General features: G+C 65.6%; 14 protein-coding genes. 10 read left to right on the plus strand and 4 right to left on the minus strand.

All coding sequences use genetic code 11. The features are described from left to right. Nucleotides 1-43 precede the first annotated feature (43 nt). Genes JQ635_RS27645 through JQ635_RS27655 form a run of 3 tightly spaced genes read right to left on the minus strand, consistent with a single transcriptional unit; the run spans nt 44 to nt 3,847 of the window. A complete protein-coding gene (locus tag JQ635_RS27645; RefSeq protein WP_211412933.1) occupies nt 44-2,305 on the minus strand; it encodes a xanthine dehydrogenase family protein molybdopterin-binding subunit in 2,262 nt (753 codons plus the stop codon). Continuing rightward, on the minus strand, nt 2,298-3,353 hold the full coding sequence (locus JQ635_RS27650; RefSeq protein WP_211412934.1) for an FAD binding domain-containing protein: 1,056 nt from the start codon (nt 3,351-3,353) through the stop codon (nt 2,298-2,300). The genes JQ635_RS27645 and JQ635_RS27650 overlap by 8 nt, the downstream gene beginning before the upstream one ends. Beyond that, nucleotides 3,350-3,847, minus strand: a complete 498-nt coding sequence (locus JQ635_RS27655; RefSeq protein WP_027562563.1) for a (2Fe-2S)-binding protein — start codon at nt 3,845-3,847, stop codon at nt 3,350-3,352. The genes JQ635_RS27650 and JQ635_RS27655 overlap by 4 nt, the downstream gene beginning before the upstream one ends. A 245-nt stretch (nt 3,848-4,092) precedes the next feature. Between JQ635_RS27655 and JQ635_RS27660 the strand changes: the two genes are divergently transcribed. Both JQ635_RS27660 and JQ635_RS27665 read left to right on the plus strand, forming a co-directional pair. Continuing rightward, nucleotides 4,093-4,731 carry a TetR/AcrR family transcriptional regulator gene (locus JQ635_RS27660; RefSeq protein ID WP_211412953.1) on the plus strand — a complete coding sequence of 213 codons (639 nt, stop codon included), beginning with the start codon at nt 4,093-4,095 and terminating at the stop codon, nt 4,729-4,731. A gap of 66 nt (nt 4,732-4,797) precedes the next feature. Continuing rightward, a complete protein-coding gene (locus tag JQ635_RS27665; protein WP_211412935.1) occupies nt 4,798-5,205 on the plus strand; it encodes a DUF4864 domain-containing protein in 408 nt (135 codons plus the stop codon). Here the strand turns inward: JQ635_RS27665 and JQ635_RS27670 are convergent. Beyond that, nucleotides 5,202-6,467: an MFS transporter gene (locus tag JQ635_RS27670; protein ID WP_211412936.1), complete on the minus strand. Its 1,266-nt coding sequence runs from the start codon at nt 6,465-6,467 to the stop codon at nt 5,202-5,204. The genes JQ635_RS27665 and JQ635_RS27670 overlap by 4 nt on opposite strands. A gap of 151 nt (nt 6,468-6,618) precedes the next feature. On the opposite strand from JQ635_RS27670, the gene JQ635_RS27675 reads away from it, so the two are divergent. From JQ635_RS27675 to JQ635_RS27710, 8 genes are all read left to right on the plus strand, one after another. Then, the gene (locus JQ635_RS27675; protein WP_211412937.1) at nt 6,619-7,059 is read left to right on the plus strand and encodes a hypothetical protein; all 441 of its coding nucleotides are present in this window, start codon (nt 6,619-6,621) and stop codon (nt 7,057-7,059) included. Nucleotides 7,060-7,131: 72 nt separating this feature from the next. Beyond that, nucleotides 7,132-7,416: a hypothetical protein gene (locus JQ635_RS27680; RefSeq protein WP_211412938.1), complete on the plus strand. Its 285-nt coding sequence runs from the start codon at nt 7,132-7,134 to the stop codon at nt 7,414-7,416. Nucleotides 7,417-7,425: 9 nt separating this feature from the next. After that, nucleotides 7,426-8,865 carry a TolC family protein gene (locus tag JQ635_RS27685; RefSeq protein WP_211412939.1) on the plus strand — a complete coding sequence of 480 codons (1,440 nt, stop codon included), beginning with the start codon at nt 7,426-7,428 and terminating at the stop codon, nt 8,863-8,865. A 13-nt stretch (nt 8,866-8,878) separates the two neighbouring features. After that, nucleotides 8,879-10,216, plus strand: a complete 1,338-nt coding sequence (locus JQ635_RS27690) for a multicopper oxidase family protein (RefSeq protein ID WP_211412940.1) — start codon at nt 8,879-8,881, stop codon at nt 10,214-10,216. A 32-nt stretch (nt 10,217-10,248) separates the two neighbouring features. Then, complete coding sequence (locus JQ635_RS27695; RefSeq protein ID WP_211412941.1) at nt 10,249-10,704, plus strand: cupredoxin domain-containing protein; 456 nt, start codon at nt 10,249-10,251, stop codon at nt 10,702-10,704. A gap of 15 nt (nt 10,705-10,719) precedes the next feature. Beyond that, nucleotides 10,720-11,022 carry a copper-binding protein gene (locus JQ635_RS27700; protein ID WP_211412942.1) on the plus strand — a complete coding sequence of 101 codons (303 nt, stop codon included), beginning with the start codon at nt 10,720-10,722 and terminating at the stop codon, nt 11,020-11,022. A 353-nt stretch (nt 11,023-11,375) separates the two neighbouring features. Beyond that, nucleotides 11,376-13,517, plus strand: a complete 2,142-nt coding sequence (gene flhA, locus JQ635_RS27705) for a flagellar biosynthesis protein FlhA (protein ID WP_211412943.1) — start codon at nt 11,376-11,378, stop codon at nt 13,515-13,517. A 294-nt stretch (nt 13,518-13,811) separates the two neighbouring features. Further along, entirely contained in the window at nt 13,812-14,012 is a 201-nt protein-coding gene (locus JQ635_RS27710) for a hypothetical protein (RefSeq protein ID WP_018646220.1), read from the plus strand. Nucleotides 14,013-15,288: the final 1,276 nt, after the last annotated feature.

Below are 15,288 nucleotides of genomic sequence, written 5' to 3' on the forward strand. Positions count from 1 at the left end.
TTTTCGCTGCACTGAGCGCGAGGGGTCAGTGCAGCAAAACTTCTCAAGACTGCGTCAGCAACTCCTCGATCCGGATCGGGAAGCGGCGAACGCGCACGCCGGTCGCGTGCCAGACGGCGTTGGCGACCGCACCGGCACTGCCGGTGATGCCGATCTCGCCGACGCCCTTGATGCCGAGCGCATTCACATGCGGGTCGTGCTCCTCGACCGTGATCACGTCGAGCGGCGGCACGTCGGCATTCACGGGAATGTGGTACTCGCCGAGATTGGCGTTCATGATCCGCCCGCTGCGCCGATCGGTGATTGCCTCCTCGTGCAGCGCGAAGGACAGGCCCCAGATCATGCCGCCGAACAGCTGGCTCTTCACCAGGTGCGGATTGACGATCCGCCCGGCCGCGAAGGCGCCGACCATGCGGGTGACGCGGACCTGGCCGAGCTCGGGATCGACCTTCACCTCGGCGAACACCGCGCCATGGGCGTGCATCGCATATTCTTCCATCGCCGCAGGATTCGGCGCGCCGGTGCCGCGGGCCTCGACCTCGGCAACGCCGGCACGCGCGAGGATCTCGGCATAGCTTTCGCTGCGGCTCTCGTCGTCGCGTCGGATCAACCTGCCGTCCCGCGCGGTCACGCCGGCATTGCCGGCGCCGAACAGCGGCGAGCGCTCGTCGTTCGTGGCGAGATCGGCGAGCTTTGCGATGACCGCCGCGCCGGCGCTGTGAATCGCAGCACCCGCAGTTGCCGTGTGCGCCGAGCCGCCGGCGATGCCGGCATCCGGCAGGTCGGACGTGCCGGCCCTGAATTCGACGCGGTCAACATCGAGGCCGACGGCATCGGCCGCGATCTGCGCCAGCGCCGTCCAGGCGCCCTGCCCCATGTCATGCGCGCCGATCTCCATCACCCCGGAGCCGTCGCGGCGGATCGCTGCGCGCGCTTCGGCCTGGAACATCAGGGCGGGGAAGGTCGCGGTGCCCATGCCCCAGCCGACCAGCTGGCCGGCATCGTCGCGCATCTGCCGCGGCGGAAGCGAACGCTTCGCCCAGCCGAACCGCGCCGCGCCCTGCTCGTAGCAGGCCCGCAGTGCCTTGGACGAGAACGGTTTGCCGCTGATCGGCTCGACCTCCGCATAGTTCTTCAGGCGGAAGGCGAGCGGGTCGATGCCGCAGGCCCAAGCCATCTCGTCGATCGCGCTCTCCAGCGCGATTGAGCCGGTCGCCTCGCCGGGCGCGCGCATGAACAGCGGCGTGCCGGTGTTGACGCGCACGGCATCGTGCGAGGTGCGGATCGCAGGCGCCGCATAGAGCGTGTGCGAAGCATCGGCGGCGGGCTCGTAGAAATCGTCGAACGTGCTCGACACCGTCCTTGCGTGGTGATCGAGCGCGGTCAGGCGTCCCTCCCCGTCGGCACCGATGCGCAAGCGCTGCCGCGTCGGCGCGCGATGACCGACCGGGCCGTACATCTGCTCGCGACGCAGCACCAGCTTCACCGGCCGGCCGACGAGCTTTGCCGCCATGATGCCGAGCGTTGGCGGCCCGGCCATCAATCCCTTGGAGCCGAAGCCGCCGCCGAGGAACGGGCTGCGGATGTGGATCTTGTCGTGCGCGATGCCGAACAATTCGGCGATGCGCGCCAGCGACAGCATCAGGCCCTGGGTCGGCATGTCGATCTGCAGGCGGTCGCCGTCCCAGGAGGCAACGATCGCATGCGGCTCCATCGCATTGTGATATTGCGGCGGCGTCTCGTAAGTTGCGTCAATCTGCTTCTCGGCCGAGGCGAGGCCCGCCTCGACATCGCCGCGGTGGACCTCCGTGGGATTGCCGACGCCGACGACCGGCGGCACGAAGCTTTCGCCGGCATCGAGCCCCACGAGCGCCGGCAACGTCTCGTAACGCGGCGCCAGCAGCGCAGCGCCTTCCGTGGCCGCCTCCAGCGTCTCGGCGATCACGACGGCGATCGGCTGGTTGGCGTAGCGGACCTCATTGCTCTGCAACACCTCCATCCGGAACACGAACGGATTGGTCTTGATCTCGGGATCGACCGCGAGAGGCGGCTTGTGGTCCGGTGTCATGACATCGACGACGCCGGGATGGCGCTTGGCTGCCGCAACGTCGAGCGAGCTCACCCGGCCGCGCGAAATGCCGGAGACGGCCATCACCGCAAACAGCATGCCGGGCGGATGATTGTCGGCGGCGTAGGTCGCCTGTCCCTTGACCTTGAGGACGCCGTCGCGGCGGGTCAGCGGCTGGCCGATATTCGAGCCGTGCCGCAGATGTGCGGGCGCGCTGGTGAGGTTGAGCTCAGGCATGAATGGCTCCAGAGGTCGAAGCAAAGGGAGAGGCCGGCAGCGCGGGAATGCGCGCGGGCGTGCCGGCAGCGGCAAGGGTCAGCGCGCGCACGACGATGCGGCGCGCGAGCTCGATCTTGAAGGCGTTGTCGCCGGACGGCTTTGCGTCGGTGAGCGCGCGCCAGGCAGCTTCCTGGAAGGCATCCGCCGTCGGCGCGACGCCTTTGAGCACGTCTTCCGCAGCACGGGCGCGCCAGGGTTTTGCGGCAACGCCCCCCAGCGCCAGCCGCGCCTCCGCGATCTTGCCGTTCTCGATCCGCAATGCCGCGGCGGCCGAGACGACGGCGAAGGCATAGGACGTCCGTTCGCGGACCTTGAGATAGCGGGCATGCGTGGCAAAGCCGCGCGCTGCGGGCGGCAAGCGCACGGCGACGATGAGATCGCCAGGCTCGAGCGCGGAGTCGCGCTCCGGCGTGTTGCCCGGCAGGCAATGCAGCGCATCGAGCGCGATCTCGCGGCGGCCGTTCCTGCCTTCGATCTCGACGACGGCATCGAGCGCGACGAGCGGCACGCAAAAGTCGGACGGATGGGTGGCGATGCAGCTCTCACTCCAGCCGAGCACGGCATGGCTGCGGTTCTCGCCGTCTCTGGCGTCGCAGCCGGAGCCGGCCTCGCGCTTGTTGCAGCGGCTGGCGGTGTCGTAGAAATAGCCGCACCGTGTCCGTTGCAGCAGATTGCCGCCGACGGTGGCGGCATTGCGCAGTTGCGCTGACGCACCGGAAAGAAGCGCTTCGGCCACCGCGGGATACGCGCGGGCGAACTCCGCGTCATGCGCGAGATCGGCGTTGCTGACGAGCGCGCCGATGCGCAACGATCCGTCGGCGAGAGTCTCGATTGCGTCGAGCCCGTCGAGATGGGCGACATCGACGAGGCGATCGGGACGGCTGACGCCGCCCTTCATCAGATCGAGCAGATTGGTGCCGGCGGCGAGGTAGACCGCGCCCGGCTGGGCGGCGGCGGCAACGGCCTCCGTGACCGTGGCGGGCCTTACATAATCGAACGGTTTCATGCGGAGCGCCTCTGGTTGGTTTCGTCCATCCCGGCCTGCGCCTCCAGCACGGCATCGACGATGCCGGCATAGGCCCCGCAGCGGCAGAGATTGCCGCTCATGCATTCGCGGATGCGTTCGGGATCGTTGCCGGCCTGGGCCTCCTGCATCATGCCGATCGCGCTCATGATCTGGCCGGGCGTGCAGAAGCCGCACTGGAATCCGTCATGGGCGATGAAGGCGGCTTGCACCGGATGAAGCTGGTCGCCGCGCGCGACGCCTTCGATGGTGAGGATGTCGGCGCCGTCATGGCTGATGGCGAGCGCGAGACAGGAGTTGATGCGCTTGCCGTCGACGAGAATGGTGCAGGCGCCGCACTGGCCGCGGTCGCATCCCTTCTTGGTTCCGGTGAGATGGAGGCGCTCACGCAGGAGATCGAGCAGCGTGACGCGCGGATCGTCGAGGACGAAATCGCGCCGCGCACCGTTCACGGTGAGGCTGATGGAGTGGTTCATACAAGGCTCCGATCAGATATGGACATGAGTCATCGGCCAGCGCCCACCGCCCACCGCCGTGGCCGCTGTCGATATGCGCCAGCCAGGCGGAACCCGGCCGACATCTCCACGAAGATACGGAGGCACCCTCCGCTTAACAAGGGCCGCCGGAAAATATTTGGAATTCATCAAAGGGCGTGCGCATACAACGCGATGCAGCCCTGTGAGGGTTCAATCTAACCAATTCGTGATCTACATTGGCTGATATGGACGACCACACCGACCAGATCCGGAAGCCCCGCGCCGATGCCGTGCGCAATCGCGAGCGCGTGCTCGAAGCGGCGAAGGCCGTGTTCAGCGCCGGCGGGCCCGAGGCAAGCCTGGAGGCCGTGGCAAAGCGCGCCGGGGTCGGCATCGGCACCCTCTACCGGCATTTTCCGACGCGCGAGGATCTGTTCGAGGCGGTGTACCGGCGCGAGGTCGAGCAACTCAGCGAGCTCGCCGAACAATTGAAGACTGCGAAGGACCCGGTCGACGCACTGCGCCGCTGGCTGAATTCTGCTGTCGAATTCGTTGCCACGAAAAAGGGCATGTCGGCCGCACTGGCGTTGACGTTCCAGAGTTCGTCGGAACTCGCCGCCTTCTCGATGGACCGGCTGACCAAGGCGATCGGCTCGCTGCTCGACCGCGCGGTCGCAGCCGGCCAGATGCGCGCCGATGTCAGCCCGGAGGATTTGCTCAGGGCCTTGATCGGCATGTGCTACATGCACGACCAGCCCGGCTGGCAATCCTCGGTGCTGCGCATGCTGGACGTGTTCGTCGACGGCCTGCGGATGCAGACGGCCGCCAAGGCCAAGGCCCGCGTTGCCAAGCCCGCAAAACCGGCGGTGAAACGGAAGCGATAGCACGCCCGTATTTCCCATGGGGCGTGCTAGGATCAGCACCGCCGGGATTTCAACGCGGAGCCTGTCATGCGCATTGCCGCCTTGCTCGTCGCTCTCAGTGCGATCTTCAGCTCTGTCTCAGCGTTCGCCGACGACGTCACCGCGGCGCAGGGCGTCATCCGCGCCCAGGAGCAGGCCTTCGTCCGCGACGACGCGAGCGCCGCCTATTCTTACGCCGCGCCCGCGATCAAGGAGATTTTTCCGGCCCCCGACATCTTCATGTCCATGGTGCAGAACGGCTACGCACCGGTCTATCGTCACAAGAGTTTCGAGTTTGGCGAGAGCAAGAGCGAAGGCAGCTGGATCTCCCAGCGCGTCCACATCGTCGATGCCAATGGCGAAGCCTGGGAGGCTCTGTACACGCTCGAGCAGCAGCCGGACGGCAGCTACAAGATCACCGGCTGCACTCTGCTGAAGGCAGGACAGGCCGTTTAAGTCGCAAAGCCCGGACCGGTCTTCACCGAACCCATCCGCGAGCGGATCAGCAGCAGCACGACGATGCCGATATTGAGCGCGTTCCAGGCGACGCCGTTGGCGAAGGCCGCGCCGTAGGAGCCGGTGGCATCGAAGATCACGCCGGACACCCAGCCGCCGAAGGACATGCCGAACACTGAGGCGAAGATCACGATGCCGACGCGGGTCGCGGCTTCGCGTGCGGGCATCGCCTCGCGCACGATGATGGCGTAGCTCGGCACGATGCCGCCCTGGAACAGGCCGAACATCGCGGAGATCAGATACAGCGAGGTGAGGCTGTCGAAGAACAGATAGAAGACCAGCGCAAAGCCTTGCGCCAGTGATCCGACCAGCAGCGTGCGGATGCCGCCGATCTTGTCGGCGAGATAGCCGGAGCCGATGCGGCTGACGATGCCGCAGGCCATCATCAGCGACAGCATCTCGGCGCCGCGCGCCACGCCGTAGCCGAGATCGCCGCAATAGGCGACGATGTGGACCTGCGGCATTGCCATGGCGACGCAGCAGGAGATGCTGGCGATCGAGAGCAGCACCGTCAGCGTATTGGTCGAGAGCTTGAGATCGACCCGCGGCGGAGGTGCCTTGGCGTGGTCATGGACCGTGTCGTTACCCATCTGCGCGCGCAGGACCAGAACCAGGATCGTCATCAGGCCCACACAGACAAGACCGATACCGATATGGGTGGTGCGCCAGCCGATCGACTGCATGCCCCAGTTGACGATCGGGGGCCACATCGTTCCGGCGAAATAATTACCGCTGGCGACGATGGTCACGGCAAGTCCGCGATAACGCTCGAACCAGTGCGAGGCCTCCGCCATCAGCGGCGCGAAGGTCGCCGATGTCCCGAGCCCGATCAGGAAATAGGCCGCGATGAACTGCCAGAGCTGCGTCGAAAGTCCCGCCAGCGTATTGGCGACGCCGAGGAAGGCGATGCTGATCGCCATCGCGGGCACGATGCCGAACCGGTCCGTGATCTTGCCGGCGATCACGCCGCCCAGCCCGAAGCCGAACATCATGAGGGTGAAGGCCAGCGACACCGCGCCGCGCGTGGCGGCGAATTCGGCCTGCACTGCGGGAATCATGACCACGATCGCCCACATGCCGACGCCGCCGATCGAACCGATCACCAGCGCAATAACGAGCCGTATCCAGGCCTGACGGGAATCAGGGCTGAATGAGTCTGGTCTTTGTTCTGGATGATTTGGCGCGTGCACGGGCCGGACCATGGCCCGCGGATCAGCAGAGGGTCAAGCAACGTGGCGATATATTGGGCATGCGCGGTGCACTGCGGTAAGAAGGTGCTTGGCGAACGCGCGTTTTGCCATTAGTTTGCAATCAGCGTGTGCAACCTTGCCGCGCGAGGAGCCTATCGGCGGAATGTTGTTGCGATTGACGCGATCGATGCGGATCAGGGTGGGGCGGATCATCGCCCTCGCCTATCTGTTCTGCGTGCTCGCACCGGCGGCAAGCCTCGCCTTGGGCACTGGTCCCGCGCCGCGCCTTGACGACGCACTCCTCGCCGACCTCGTGCCGGTGCATCACCAGATGGCGGGCCATCAGCATGGTGATGCCTCGCACGAACATGCGGGAACCCACGCGCATCACCAGACCGCCGCGAAGGATGCCCCCGCTCCGCATCAACATGGCGGCAAGGGAACCGTGGGCCCGTGCTGCGCGATGATGTGCGTCAGCGCGCTGCCGGCCGATCTGCCCAGCGTCGCGACACCGGTCCAGCCGAAATCGACCTGCGCGCCCGAGATCGTGGCCAGCCTGCACAGCACGGCGCCGCCCCAGCACTACCGCCCCCCCATCGCCTGATCTGACGCAACGACGTCGGTCCGAGCGCGCATTTGCGCGCGCGAACCTGTGGTTCCAGATCAGGAATAAGACATGCTTGCGCTTTCCGGGGCGAAGTCCGCCGCCGCATCTGCGGTGGGTGGACGACACATTCGATTCAATTGGCTGCTGCCGGCCTTTGCCGCGCTGGCGCTGTCCGGCTGCATGCCGGCAACGACACAAGTCGCCAGTGCCGACCCCGCCGATCCCGCGGCGAAGGTGGCACGCGTCGGCTATCGCTCGACCATCGCGCCCTATACCAGCCTGCGGCCGGCGACGCCGGCGCCATGGCGCGACCGCAATGACGCCGTCACGCCGCAACCGAAGCAAGACCGGTAGGAGCGCGCCATGGCACATCATCTTGCGCGCGGCCTGCTCGTGCTCACCGCGTTCGGCCTTTCATCAATAAGTCTTGCCGGCTGCATGGCGTTCTCGCCGGACGGCGGCATGACGACGGTCTCGGACCTCACCAGCCAGACCATCAAAAAGGACGTCGCCTTCGTCCGATCAGCCGAAGGCGCCGAGGCCGTCGACGCGACCGTCCGCCGGTTGCTGGCGCGCACGCTGACCATCGAGACCGCCGTGCAGATCGCGCTGCTCAACAACAAGGGGCTGCAAGCCGCTTACAACGAACTGGCGCTGGCCGAAACCGAACAGGTCGAGCAGAGCCTGCCGCCTAACCCCGTGTTCTCGATCTCGCGGATCTCGGGCAACGGCGCGAACGAGATCGAGCGCCAGGTGGTCGGCGACATCCTCGCCCTCGCAACACTGCCGTTCCGCTCCGAGATCGCGCGCGACCGCTTCCGCCAGGCGCAGTTGCGCGCGGCGCTGGCGACGTTGCGGCTCGCTGCCGACGTGCGCCGCGCCTATGTCCGCGCAGTCACCTGCAACGAGCTCGTGGTGCTGCTGACGGACGCGAAGGCCACGGCGGAATCGACGGCCCAGCTCGCCGTCAAGCTCGGCGAGACCGGCTCGATCAACAAGCTCGACCAGGCCCGCGAACAGGTGTTCTACGCCGAGACGACCGCCGACCTCGCGACCGCGCGGCAGGCCGCGACCAGCACGCGCGAAAGACTCGCGCGCCTGATGGGGCTGTGGGACGACGGCCTCGACTTCCGTCTGCCCAACCAGTTGCCGCCATTGCCGCGCCGGCCGCAGGCCCTGCCCTCGATCGAGGTCGACGCGGTCGCGCATCGCATCGATCTGCAGATCGCGCGGCTGGAACTGACGGCGCTGGCGAAAGCGTTGAACCTCACTGAGGCGACGCGTTTCGTGACGCTGCTTGATCTCGCCGGCATCTCCCGCCGCACCCAGGATCCGGAAGGGCCGCCGTTCCGCGAACGCGGCTTCGACGTGCAGTTCCAGATCCCGATCTTCGACGGCGGCGAGGTCCGCGTGCGGCAGGCGGCGGAGACCTACAATCTCGCCTTCAACCGCCTGACCGAGCGTGCCGTGAACGTTCGCTCGGAGGCACGAGACGCCTATCGCGTCTACCGGTCCACCTACGACATCGCCAGCCACTTCCAGCGCGAGATCGTTCCCTTGCGCAAGATCATCACTGAGGAGATGCAGCTGCGTTTCTCCAGCATGCAGGTCGGCATCTTTGCACTGCTGACGGAGGCGCGGCAGCGCCTGGCGTCGCTGCGCGGTGCCATCGATGCCAGGCAAAGATTCTTCCTCGCCCAGGCCGACCTGCAGACCGCCGTCAATGGCGGCGGCTCGCCCGCCTCTGGCGGCGACAATGCAACCACTATCGCCGCGGCAGTGTCTGCCGATGGCGACCACTGAGATGGAGGCCAGCATGTTTTCCCGCCGAGGATTTCTGGGCAGCGCCGCCCTTGCCGGCGCGTCGGCCATCAGCGGCCGCGTCCAGGCCGCATCGATTCCGGAAGCGCCGACCATGGACAAGGTGGTGATGCAGCCGCCGCTGCACCCCATCAGCGGCCCCGACTATCGCCCCGTGGTCACGCTGAACGGCTGGTCGCTGCCGTTCCGCATGAACGGCGACTGGAAGGAATTCCACCTCGTCGCCGAACCCGTGGTGCGCGAATTCGCCGAAGGCATGAAGGTGAATTTGTGGGGCTACAACGGCCAGTCTCCCGGCCCGACCATCGAGGCGGTCGAGGGCGACAAGGTCCGCATCTTCGTCACCAACCGCCTGCCCGAATACACCACCGTGCACTGGCACGGCATGATCGTGCCGAGCGGCATGGACGGCGTCGGAGGATTGAACCAGCCGCACATCGATCCGGGCAAGACCTTCGTCTACGAGTTCGAGATGAAGAAGAGCGGGACCTTCATGTACCACCCGCATTCCGACGAGATGGTGCAGATGGCGATGGGCATGATGGGCATGTTCGTCGTGCATCCGCGCGACCCGAATTTCCGCCCCGTCGACCGCGACTATGTCTTCGTGATGAGCACCTATCGCGTCGATCCCGGCAGCTATCTGCCGCAGGTCAACGAGATGACCGACTTCAACATGTGGACCTGGAATTCGCGGGTGTTTCCGGGGATCGATCCGCTGCCGGTGCGGCTCGGCGACAAGGTGCGCGTGCGCATCGGCAATCTCAGCATGACCAACCATCCGATCCATCTGCACGGCCACAGCTTTGCGGTGACCTGCACCGACGGCGGTTGGATTCCCGAGAGCGCGCAGATTCCCGAAACCACCACCGACGTCCCCGTCGGCGCTATCAGGGTGTTCGACGTGCTCGCCGATAATCCCGGCGACTGGGCGTTCCACTGCCACAAGTCGCATCACACCATGAACGCAATGGGACACGAGGTCCGCAACCTCATCGGCGTGTCGCGCAAGGATCTCGCCAAGGCCGTCGGCAAGCTCGCGCCTGACGGCATGGCCATGGGCTCGACCGGGATGGCGATGGGCAACATGGAGATGCCCGCGCCCGACAACACGCTGCCGATGATGACCGGCACCGGCCAGTTCGGGCCGATCGAGATGGGCGGCATGTTCACGGTGATGAAGATCCGCGAGAACCTCGCGCGCGACGATTACCGCGATCCCGGTCCGTACAAATTCCCGCAAGGCACCGTCGCCTACGAAGTCACGGCGCCGGCCACAGAGCCGGCCCGGCAGAAACCCGGCAGCCCGCCGATGAAGAACATGAAGATGTGAGCGTTTCGATGAACCACCAACTGGAGACTACAATGAAGAAGACCGTCACTTTCGTCCTCGCGCTGGCAGCGCTCTCGATCTCGTCCGCCGGCGCGCACGAAGATCACGGCCATGCGTCCTTTTCGGCGGGCGAGCCCGGCGATCCCAAGAAGCCGGCGCGCACCATCGAGATCTCGCTGAGCGAGATGTCGTACGAGCCGTCGAAGATCGCAGTCAAGCAGGGCGAGCAGATCCGCTTCGTGCTGCGCAATGTCGGCAAGGAGGACCACGAATTCCTGCTCGCGACCACCAAGGAGAATCTCGCGCATGCCGAGGTGATGAAGAAGCATCCGCACATGGAGCACGACGAGCCCAACGGCGTGCGGCTGGCGCCGAACAAGACGGCCGAGATCGTCTGGAAATTCACCAAGGCCGGCACCTTTGAATTCTCCTGCCTGATCCCCGACCATCGCGAGTACGGCATGGTCGGCCAAGTCACCGTCAAGTAAACAGTGGAGATTTCTATGAACCGCATCATCCGCATCGCTGCAGCGCTGGCGCTGAGCGCAGGCCTGACCTTCGGCGCGGTCGCGGCGCAGAGCGCTTCGATCAGCGGCGAGGTCAAGAAGATCGACGAGGGCGCTGGCAAGATCACGCTCAAGCACGGCCCGGCCAAGAGCCTCGGCATGGAGGAGCCCATGACCATGGTCTACCGCGTCAAGGACCCCGCCATGCTCAAGCAGGTGAAGGTCGGCGACAAGGTGACCTTCGAGGCCGAGGAGGCGACGTCGGGCTACACGGTGACGAAGATGGACAAGGCGAAGTAGGGGCGCTCTGCCAACTGCCCCGTCATTCCGGGATGGTCCGCAGGACCAGACCCTGGTGCGCAATTGCGCACCTGAGAATCTCGAGATTCCGGGTTCGCCCTTCGGGCGCCCCGGAATGACACCCCGAGGGGCCCGAAACACCCCGGTCTGCCCCCCTGCCACCCCCTCCGTTAACCCTTTGCTAACCATACACCCGGCAAGAATTGCCGAGTGAAGTCGAGTGTCGTCAGCCGCGTAGAACGGGAGCTCCCGTGGACGCCAGTGCGGTGCCTCACTTTCGGAACGGCGGCCCATCGGCCGCCGCGCAGACGTTTGGGGCGCGCGGGCGGCAGTCGCGCGGGGAGGCAGCTACCATGGTCGACGTCACCGCGGGACAGGGCGTAGGCGGCGCGAAGCCCGGCGTCCCCTCCCTCAACGAGATCGTCAACATTCTCAAGCGCGGCGACATCGCGCTGGCGCTCGGCATCCTCACCATCCTGGTGGTGCTGATCCTCCCCCTGCCCGCGATCGTGCTGGACCTGTTCCTGGCGATCTCGATCACGCTCTCGATCCTGATCCTGATGACGTCGCTGTTCATCCAGGCGCCGTTGGAATTCTCGGCCTTCCCGACCATCCTGCTGATCTCGACCATGCTGCGCCTGTCGCTCAACATGGCCTCGACCCGCCTGATCCTGTCGCATGGGCACGAGGGCACGGATGCCGCCGGTCACGTCATCGAGGCGTTCGGCAGCTTCGTGATGGGCGGCAATTTCGTCATCGGCATCATCGTCTTCGCCATCCTGATCATCGTCAACTTCGTCGTCATCACCAAGGGTTCGGGCCGTATCGCCGAAGTCGCAGCGCGCTTCCACCTCGACGCCATGCCCGGCAAGCAGATGGCGATCGACGCCGACCTCTCCGCCGGACTGATCGACGAGAAGGTCGCCAAGCAGCGGCGCAAGGAGCTCGAGGACGAGAGCGGCTTCTTCGGCGCCATGGACGGTGCCTCCAAATTCGTCCGCGGCGACGCCATCGCCGGCCTTCTGATCGTCTTCATCAACGTCGTCGGCGGCATGATCATCGGCGTGGCGCAGCAGGGCATGTCTTTCGCCGATGCCGGCCGCAGCTACACGCTGCTGACGGTGGGTGACGGCCTCGTCACCCAGGTGCCGGCGCTGATCGTCTCGACCGCGGCTGGCCTGCTCGTCTCCAAGGCCGGCGTGTCCGGCGCCGCCGACAAGGCGCTGATGAAGCAGTTCTCCGGCTATCCGCAGGCGCTGGCGATGTCCTCGGCGGTGATGCTGGTGCTGGCGGCGCTGCCGGGCATTCCGACCATCCCCTTCCTGGCGCTCGGTGCCGGCGCCGGCGCGCTGGCTTGGCACGCGCGCAACCACAAGCGCACCGCGGTGAAGGCCGAGGAAGCCGCCAACGCCGCGCCTGCCGCCGGTGCACCGGGTGCAGCCGGCGCCGCCGCGGCGGAAGAGCCGATCTCGGCCGCGCTCAAGATCGACGACCTCAAGATCGAGCTCGGCTATGCCCTGCTGCCGCTCGTCAACGGGCCCGACGGCACCGACCGCCTCACCGAGCAGATCAAGGCGCTGCGCCGCTCGCTCGCGATCGAGATGGGTTTTGTGATGCCGGCGGTACGCATCCTCGACAACGTCCAGCTCGAGGCCAACACCTACATCATCAAGATCAAGGAGGTCGACGCCGGCACCGGCAAGATCTGGCCGAACCAGTTCATGGTCATGGATCCCGGCGGCAGCCAGGTTCAGGTGCCCGGCATCCACACCACCGAGCCGACCTTCGGCCTGCCCGCGACCTGGGTCGATGCCAGCCTCAAGGAAGAAGCTTCGCTCAAGGGCTACACCGTCGTCGACGCCGCGACCGTGCTCTCGACCCATCTCACCGAGCTGCTCAAGGCCAACATGTCGGACCTGCTCTCCTACGGCGAGGTGCAGAAGCTGCTCAAGGAGCTGCCGAAGGAGCAGAGCGAGCTGGTCAAGGACATCGTCCCCGGACAGGTCACGGTCTCCGGCATCCAGCGCGTGCTGCAGCTGCTGCTCGCCGAGCGCATCTCGATCCGCGACCTCTCGACCATCCTCGAAGGCATCGCGGACTCACTCGCCTTCTCGCGCAATCCCTCCACCATGGTCGAGCACGTCCGCGCCCGCCTCGCCCGGCAGATCTGCGCCCAAAACACCTCCTACAACGGCTATCTGCCGCTGATCGCGCTGTCGGCGCGGTGGGAGCAGGCCTTCGCCGAATCCATCATCGGCCAGGGCGAGGAGCGCAGCCTCGCCATGCAGCCCTCGAAGCTGTCGGAATTCATGACCGCCGTGCGCGAGGCCTTCGAGCGCGCCGCCCGCGAAGGCGAGGCGCCGGTGCTGGTCACCTCTGCGGCAATTCGTCCCTTTGTGCGCTCACTCGTCGAGCGGTTCCGCGCCCAGACCACCGTGCTGTCGCAGGCTGAAATCCACCCCAGGGCGAGGTTGAAAACGGTCGGAAGCATCTGATTTGCCTTAAGAAGCCGTGTGTTTTTCGGCCACAGGCAAATGGTTTTTGAGTTCCTGGCGCCTTGTCGACCAAAGGCCGAAAAGGCGCCCGGCAGGCACATTATGGCGTTGAAATAATTATAAAAAAGAACGATCAAGGGCCGCCTTTGATCGCGATCTTTCACGTCGTATCACGCTCTTGTGATCGCCTCTTGGGAACGAATCCCGCCAATACTAGGTTGTTGGGCACCGGAAGTATGAACCTGCCTCAAACGGCCGGCGACTACTTCGGGTAGGTGGCGGCAGGAGGCTTCCATGAACCACTCGATCTACAGCGCCGATCGCGCGACCCATTTGAAGATTGTGGTCGTCGCCCTCGTCGCAGGGATCGCGGTGGCGGGCTTCGGCATCACGGCACGCTCGGGTTCGGACGAAGGTCTGACTCAGACGGCCCGCGTCATCAAGGCCGGCAAGCCGGTCGTTATCACCAGCTCGAACGCGTCCCTCGTTCGATAAGGAGATTTGACGAGTTTTGTGAATTCACGCGGCTCTTTACCAGCCCCCCAAAGTTGCCACGTGGATATGTAGACGACCCCAACCCCAAGTCGACTACAGAAAGCGCCCGCCCCCCACGGGCGCTTTCTCACGTCTGGGGTGTGTTGCGCCGCTCTCTCCTCTCGTGTCCCGGACGCGCTGTGAGCCCACAACTGCATCATCCTCGTCATTGCGAGCGCAGCGAAGCAATCCAGGAGCTTCCGCGGCTGCGGTGTCCATTCCGTCATCCCCGCGCAACCGCGAAGCGGTTGTCGCTGGAGGTGCGAGTGGCGCAGTGCACCTGCACTGCGTCGCGAGCCTCGAAGGATGAACGGCCGAGACGCAGCTGGGCCGTCGCCCTTCGAGGGCCGCTGAAGGAGCGGCCACCTCCAGCGACAACGGCTTCGCCGTTGCGCGGGGGTGACGGTGATCGGTAAGCGCTCGCCGCAACATTGGACTTCTGAAACGTTAAAGACACCTTCGCGCTCTCGCGGCATCTTTCGCCCGAGCTATGCTTCGTCGCTTCACCCTCGAATGAAAGAGGGCGCAGGGAAGACCGGGTGCCGGCCGGGCACCCACGGTCCACTGTGCGAAAGGTGGCAACAAGAATCTGCACAGCGGCATACAGGTGTAGCCAGACATCCGGCCTTCCCTGCGCAGTGGGCTTACGGCTTATGTCGTGCTCTCCCCAGGGAGCGTTGCACTATTGCCCCCGTCGCCTTGCGGATGACTGACGCGAGGGCCCGGTTGGGCCGCACACATCACCACAAGACTTGGCGCACAGACCCCGGGCGCCAGGACCATACGATTTTGCCGTACGCAGATCGCACCGGTCGTGTGCGCTACGTTTTTGCTCACGGTCGCCCGCCCTGCAAAAACCTTCGCGCCGATGTGACCCACGTCCACCGCCGCCCGCCCCGCGTTCGTGACGATCGCGATACGCCCCTCTTCCTTGGGCCGGGTTGCGCGACACATACGCCGTTTCCGAATTTCGGTAAATATGAATATTTTTGCCGGCGCGGGTTGACCGATAAGCTGGGTGTTTTGCCCGTCAGGCAACGCAAGGGCTTGTGGCTGGGCCACCCGCCGAACAGCGCTCGATCAGCCGCCTCTGGTCAAATTTCTGCAACTGGAATCAAAGCTGATGGTCAGCGAACTGCACCGCAAGGTCAGCCATGGGCCTTGGTCGTGTAAAAACGTCTTGGAGGAGATCGTCTCTGAGAGCCAAATGCGTGGGGCTCAGGCCGCGATCGCAGCG

Source organism: Bradyrhizobium iriomotense (genome assembly GCF_018130765.1).
In the GTDB taxonomy this organism is placed as follows: Bacteria; Pseudomonadota; Alphaproteobacteria; order Rhizobiales; family Xanthobacteraceae; genus Bradyrhizobium; species Bradyrhizobium iriomotense_A.

Coding starts and splice junctions, on each gene's coding strand:
- flhA (WP_211412943.1), top strand. CDS start 11,376: ATGGTCGACGTCACCGCGGGACAGGGCGTAGGCGGCGCGAAGCCCGGC.
- JQ635_RS27675 (WP_211412937.1), top strand. CDS start 6,619: ATGTTGTTGCGATTGACGCGATCGATGCGGATCAGGGTGGGGCGGATC.
- JQ635_RS27665 (WP_211412935.1), top strand. CDS start 4,798: ATGCGCATTGCCGCCTTGCTCGTCGCTCTCAGTGCGATCTTCAGCTCT.
- JQ635_RS27645 (WP_211412933.1), bottom strand. CDS start 2,305: ATGCCTGAGCTCAACCTCACCAGCGCGCCCGCACATCTGCGGCACGGC.
- JQ635_RS27655 (WP_027562563.1), bottom strand. CDS start 3,847: ATGAACCACTCCATCAGCCTCACCGTGAACGGTGCGCGGCGCGATTTC.
- JQ635_RS27700 (WP_211412942.1), top strand. CDS start 10,720: ATGAACCGCATCATCCGCATCGCTGCAGCGCTGGCGCTGAGCGCAGGC.
- JQ635_RS27680 (WP_211412938.1), top strand. CDS start 7,132: ATGCTTGCGCTTTCCGGGGCGAAGTCCGCCGCCGCATCTGCGGTGGGT.
- JQ635_RS27670 (WP_211412936.1), bottom strand. CDS start 6,467: ATGGTCCGGCCCGTGCACGCGCCAAATCATCCAGAACAAAGACCAGAC.
- JQ635_RS27710 (WP_018646220.1), top strand. CDS start 13,812: ATGAACCACTCGATCTACAGCGCCGATCGCGCGACCCATTTGAAGATT.
- JQ635_RS27650 (WP_211412934.1), bottom strand. CDS start 3,353: ATGAAACCGTTCGATTATGTAAGGCCCGCCACGGTCACGGAGGCCGTT.
- JQ635_RS27695 (WP_211412941.1), top strand. CDS start 10,249: ATGAAGAAGACCGTCACTTTCGTCCTCGCGCTGGCAGCGCTCTCGATC.
- JQ635_RS27660 (WP_211412953.1), top strand. CDS start 4,093: ATGGACGACCACACCGACCAGATCCGGAAGCCCCGCGCCGATGCCGTG.
- JQ635_RS27690 (WP_211412940.1), top strand. CDS start 8,879: ATGTTTTCCCGCCGAGGATTTCTGGGCAGCGCCGCCCTTGCCGGCGCG.
- JQ635_RS27685 (WP_211412939.1), top strand. CDS start 7,426: ATGGCACATCATCTTGCGCGCGGCCTGCTCGTGCTCACCGCGTTCGGC.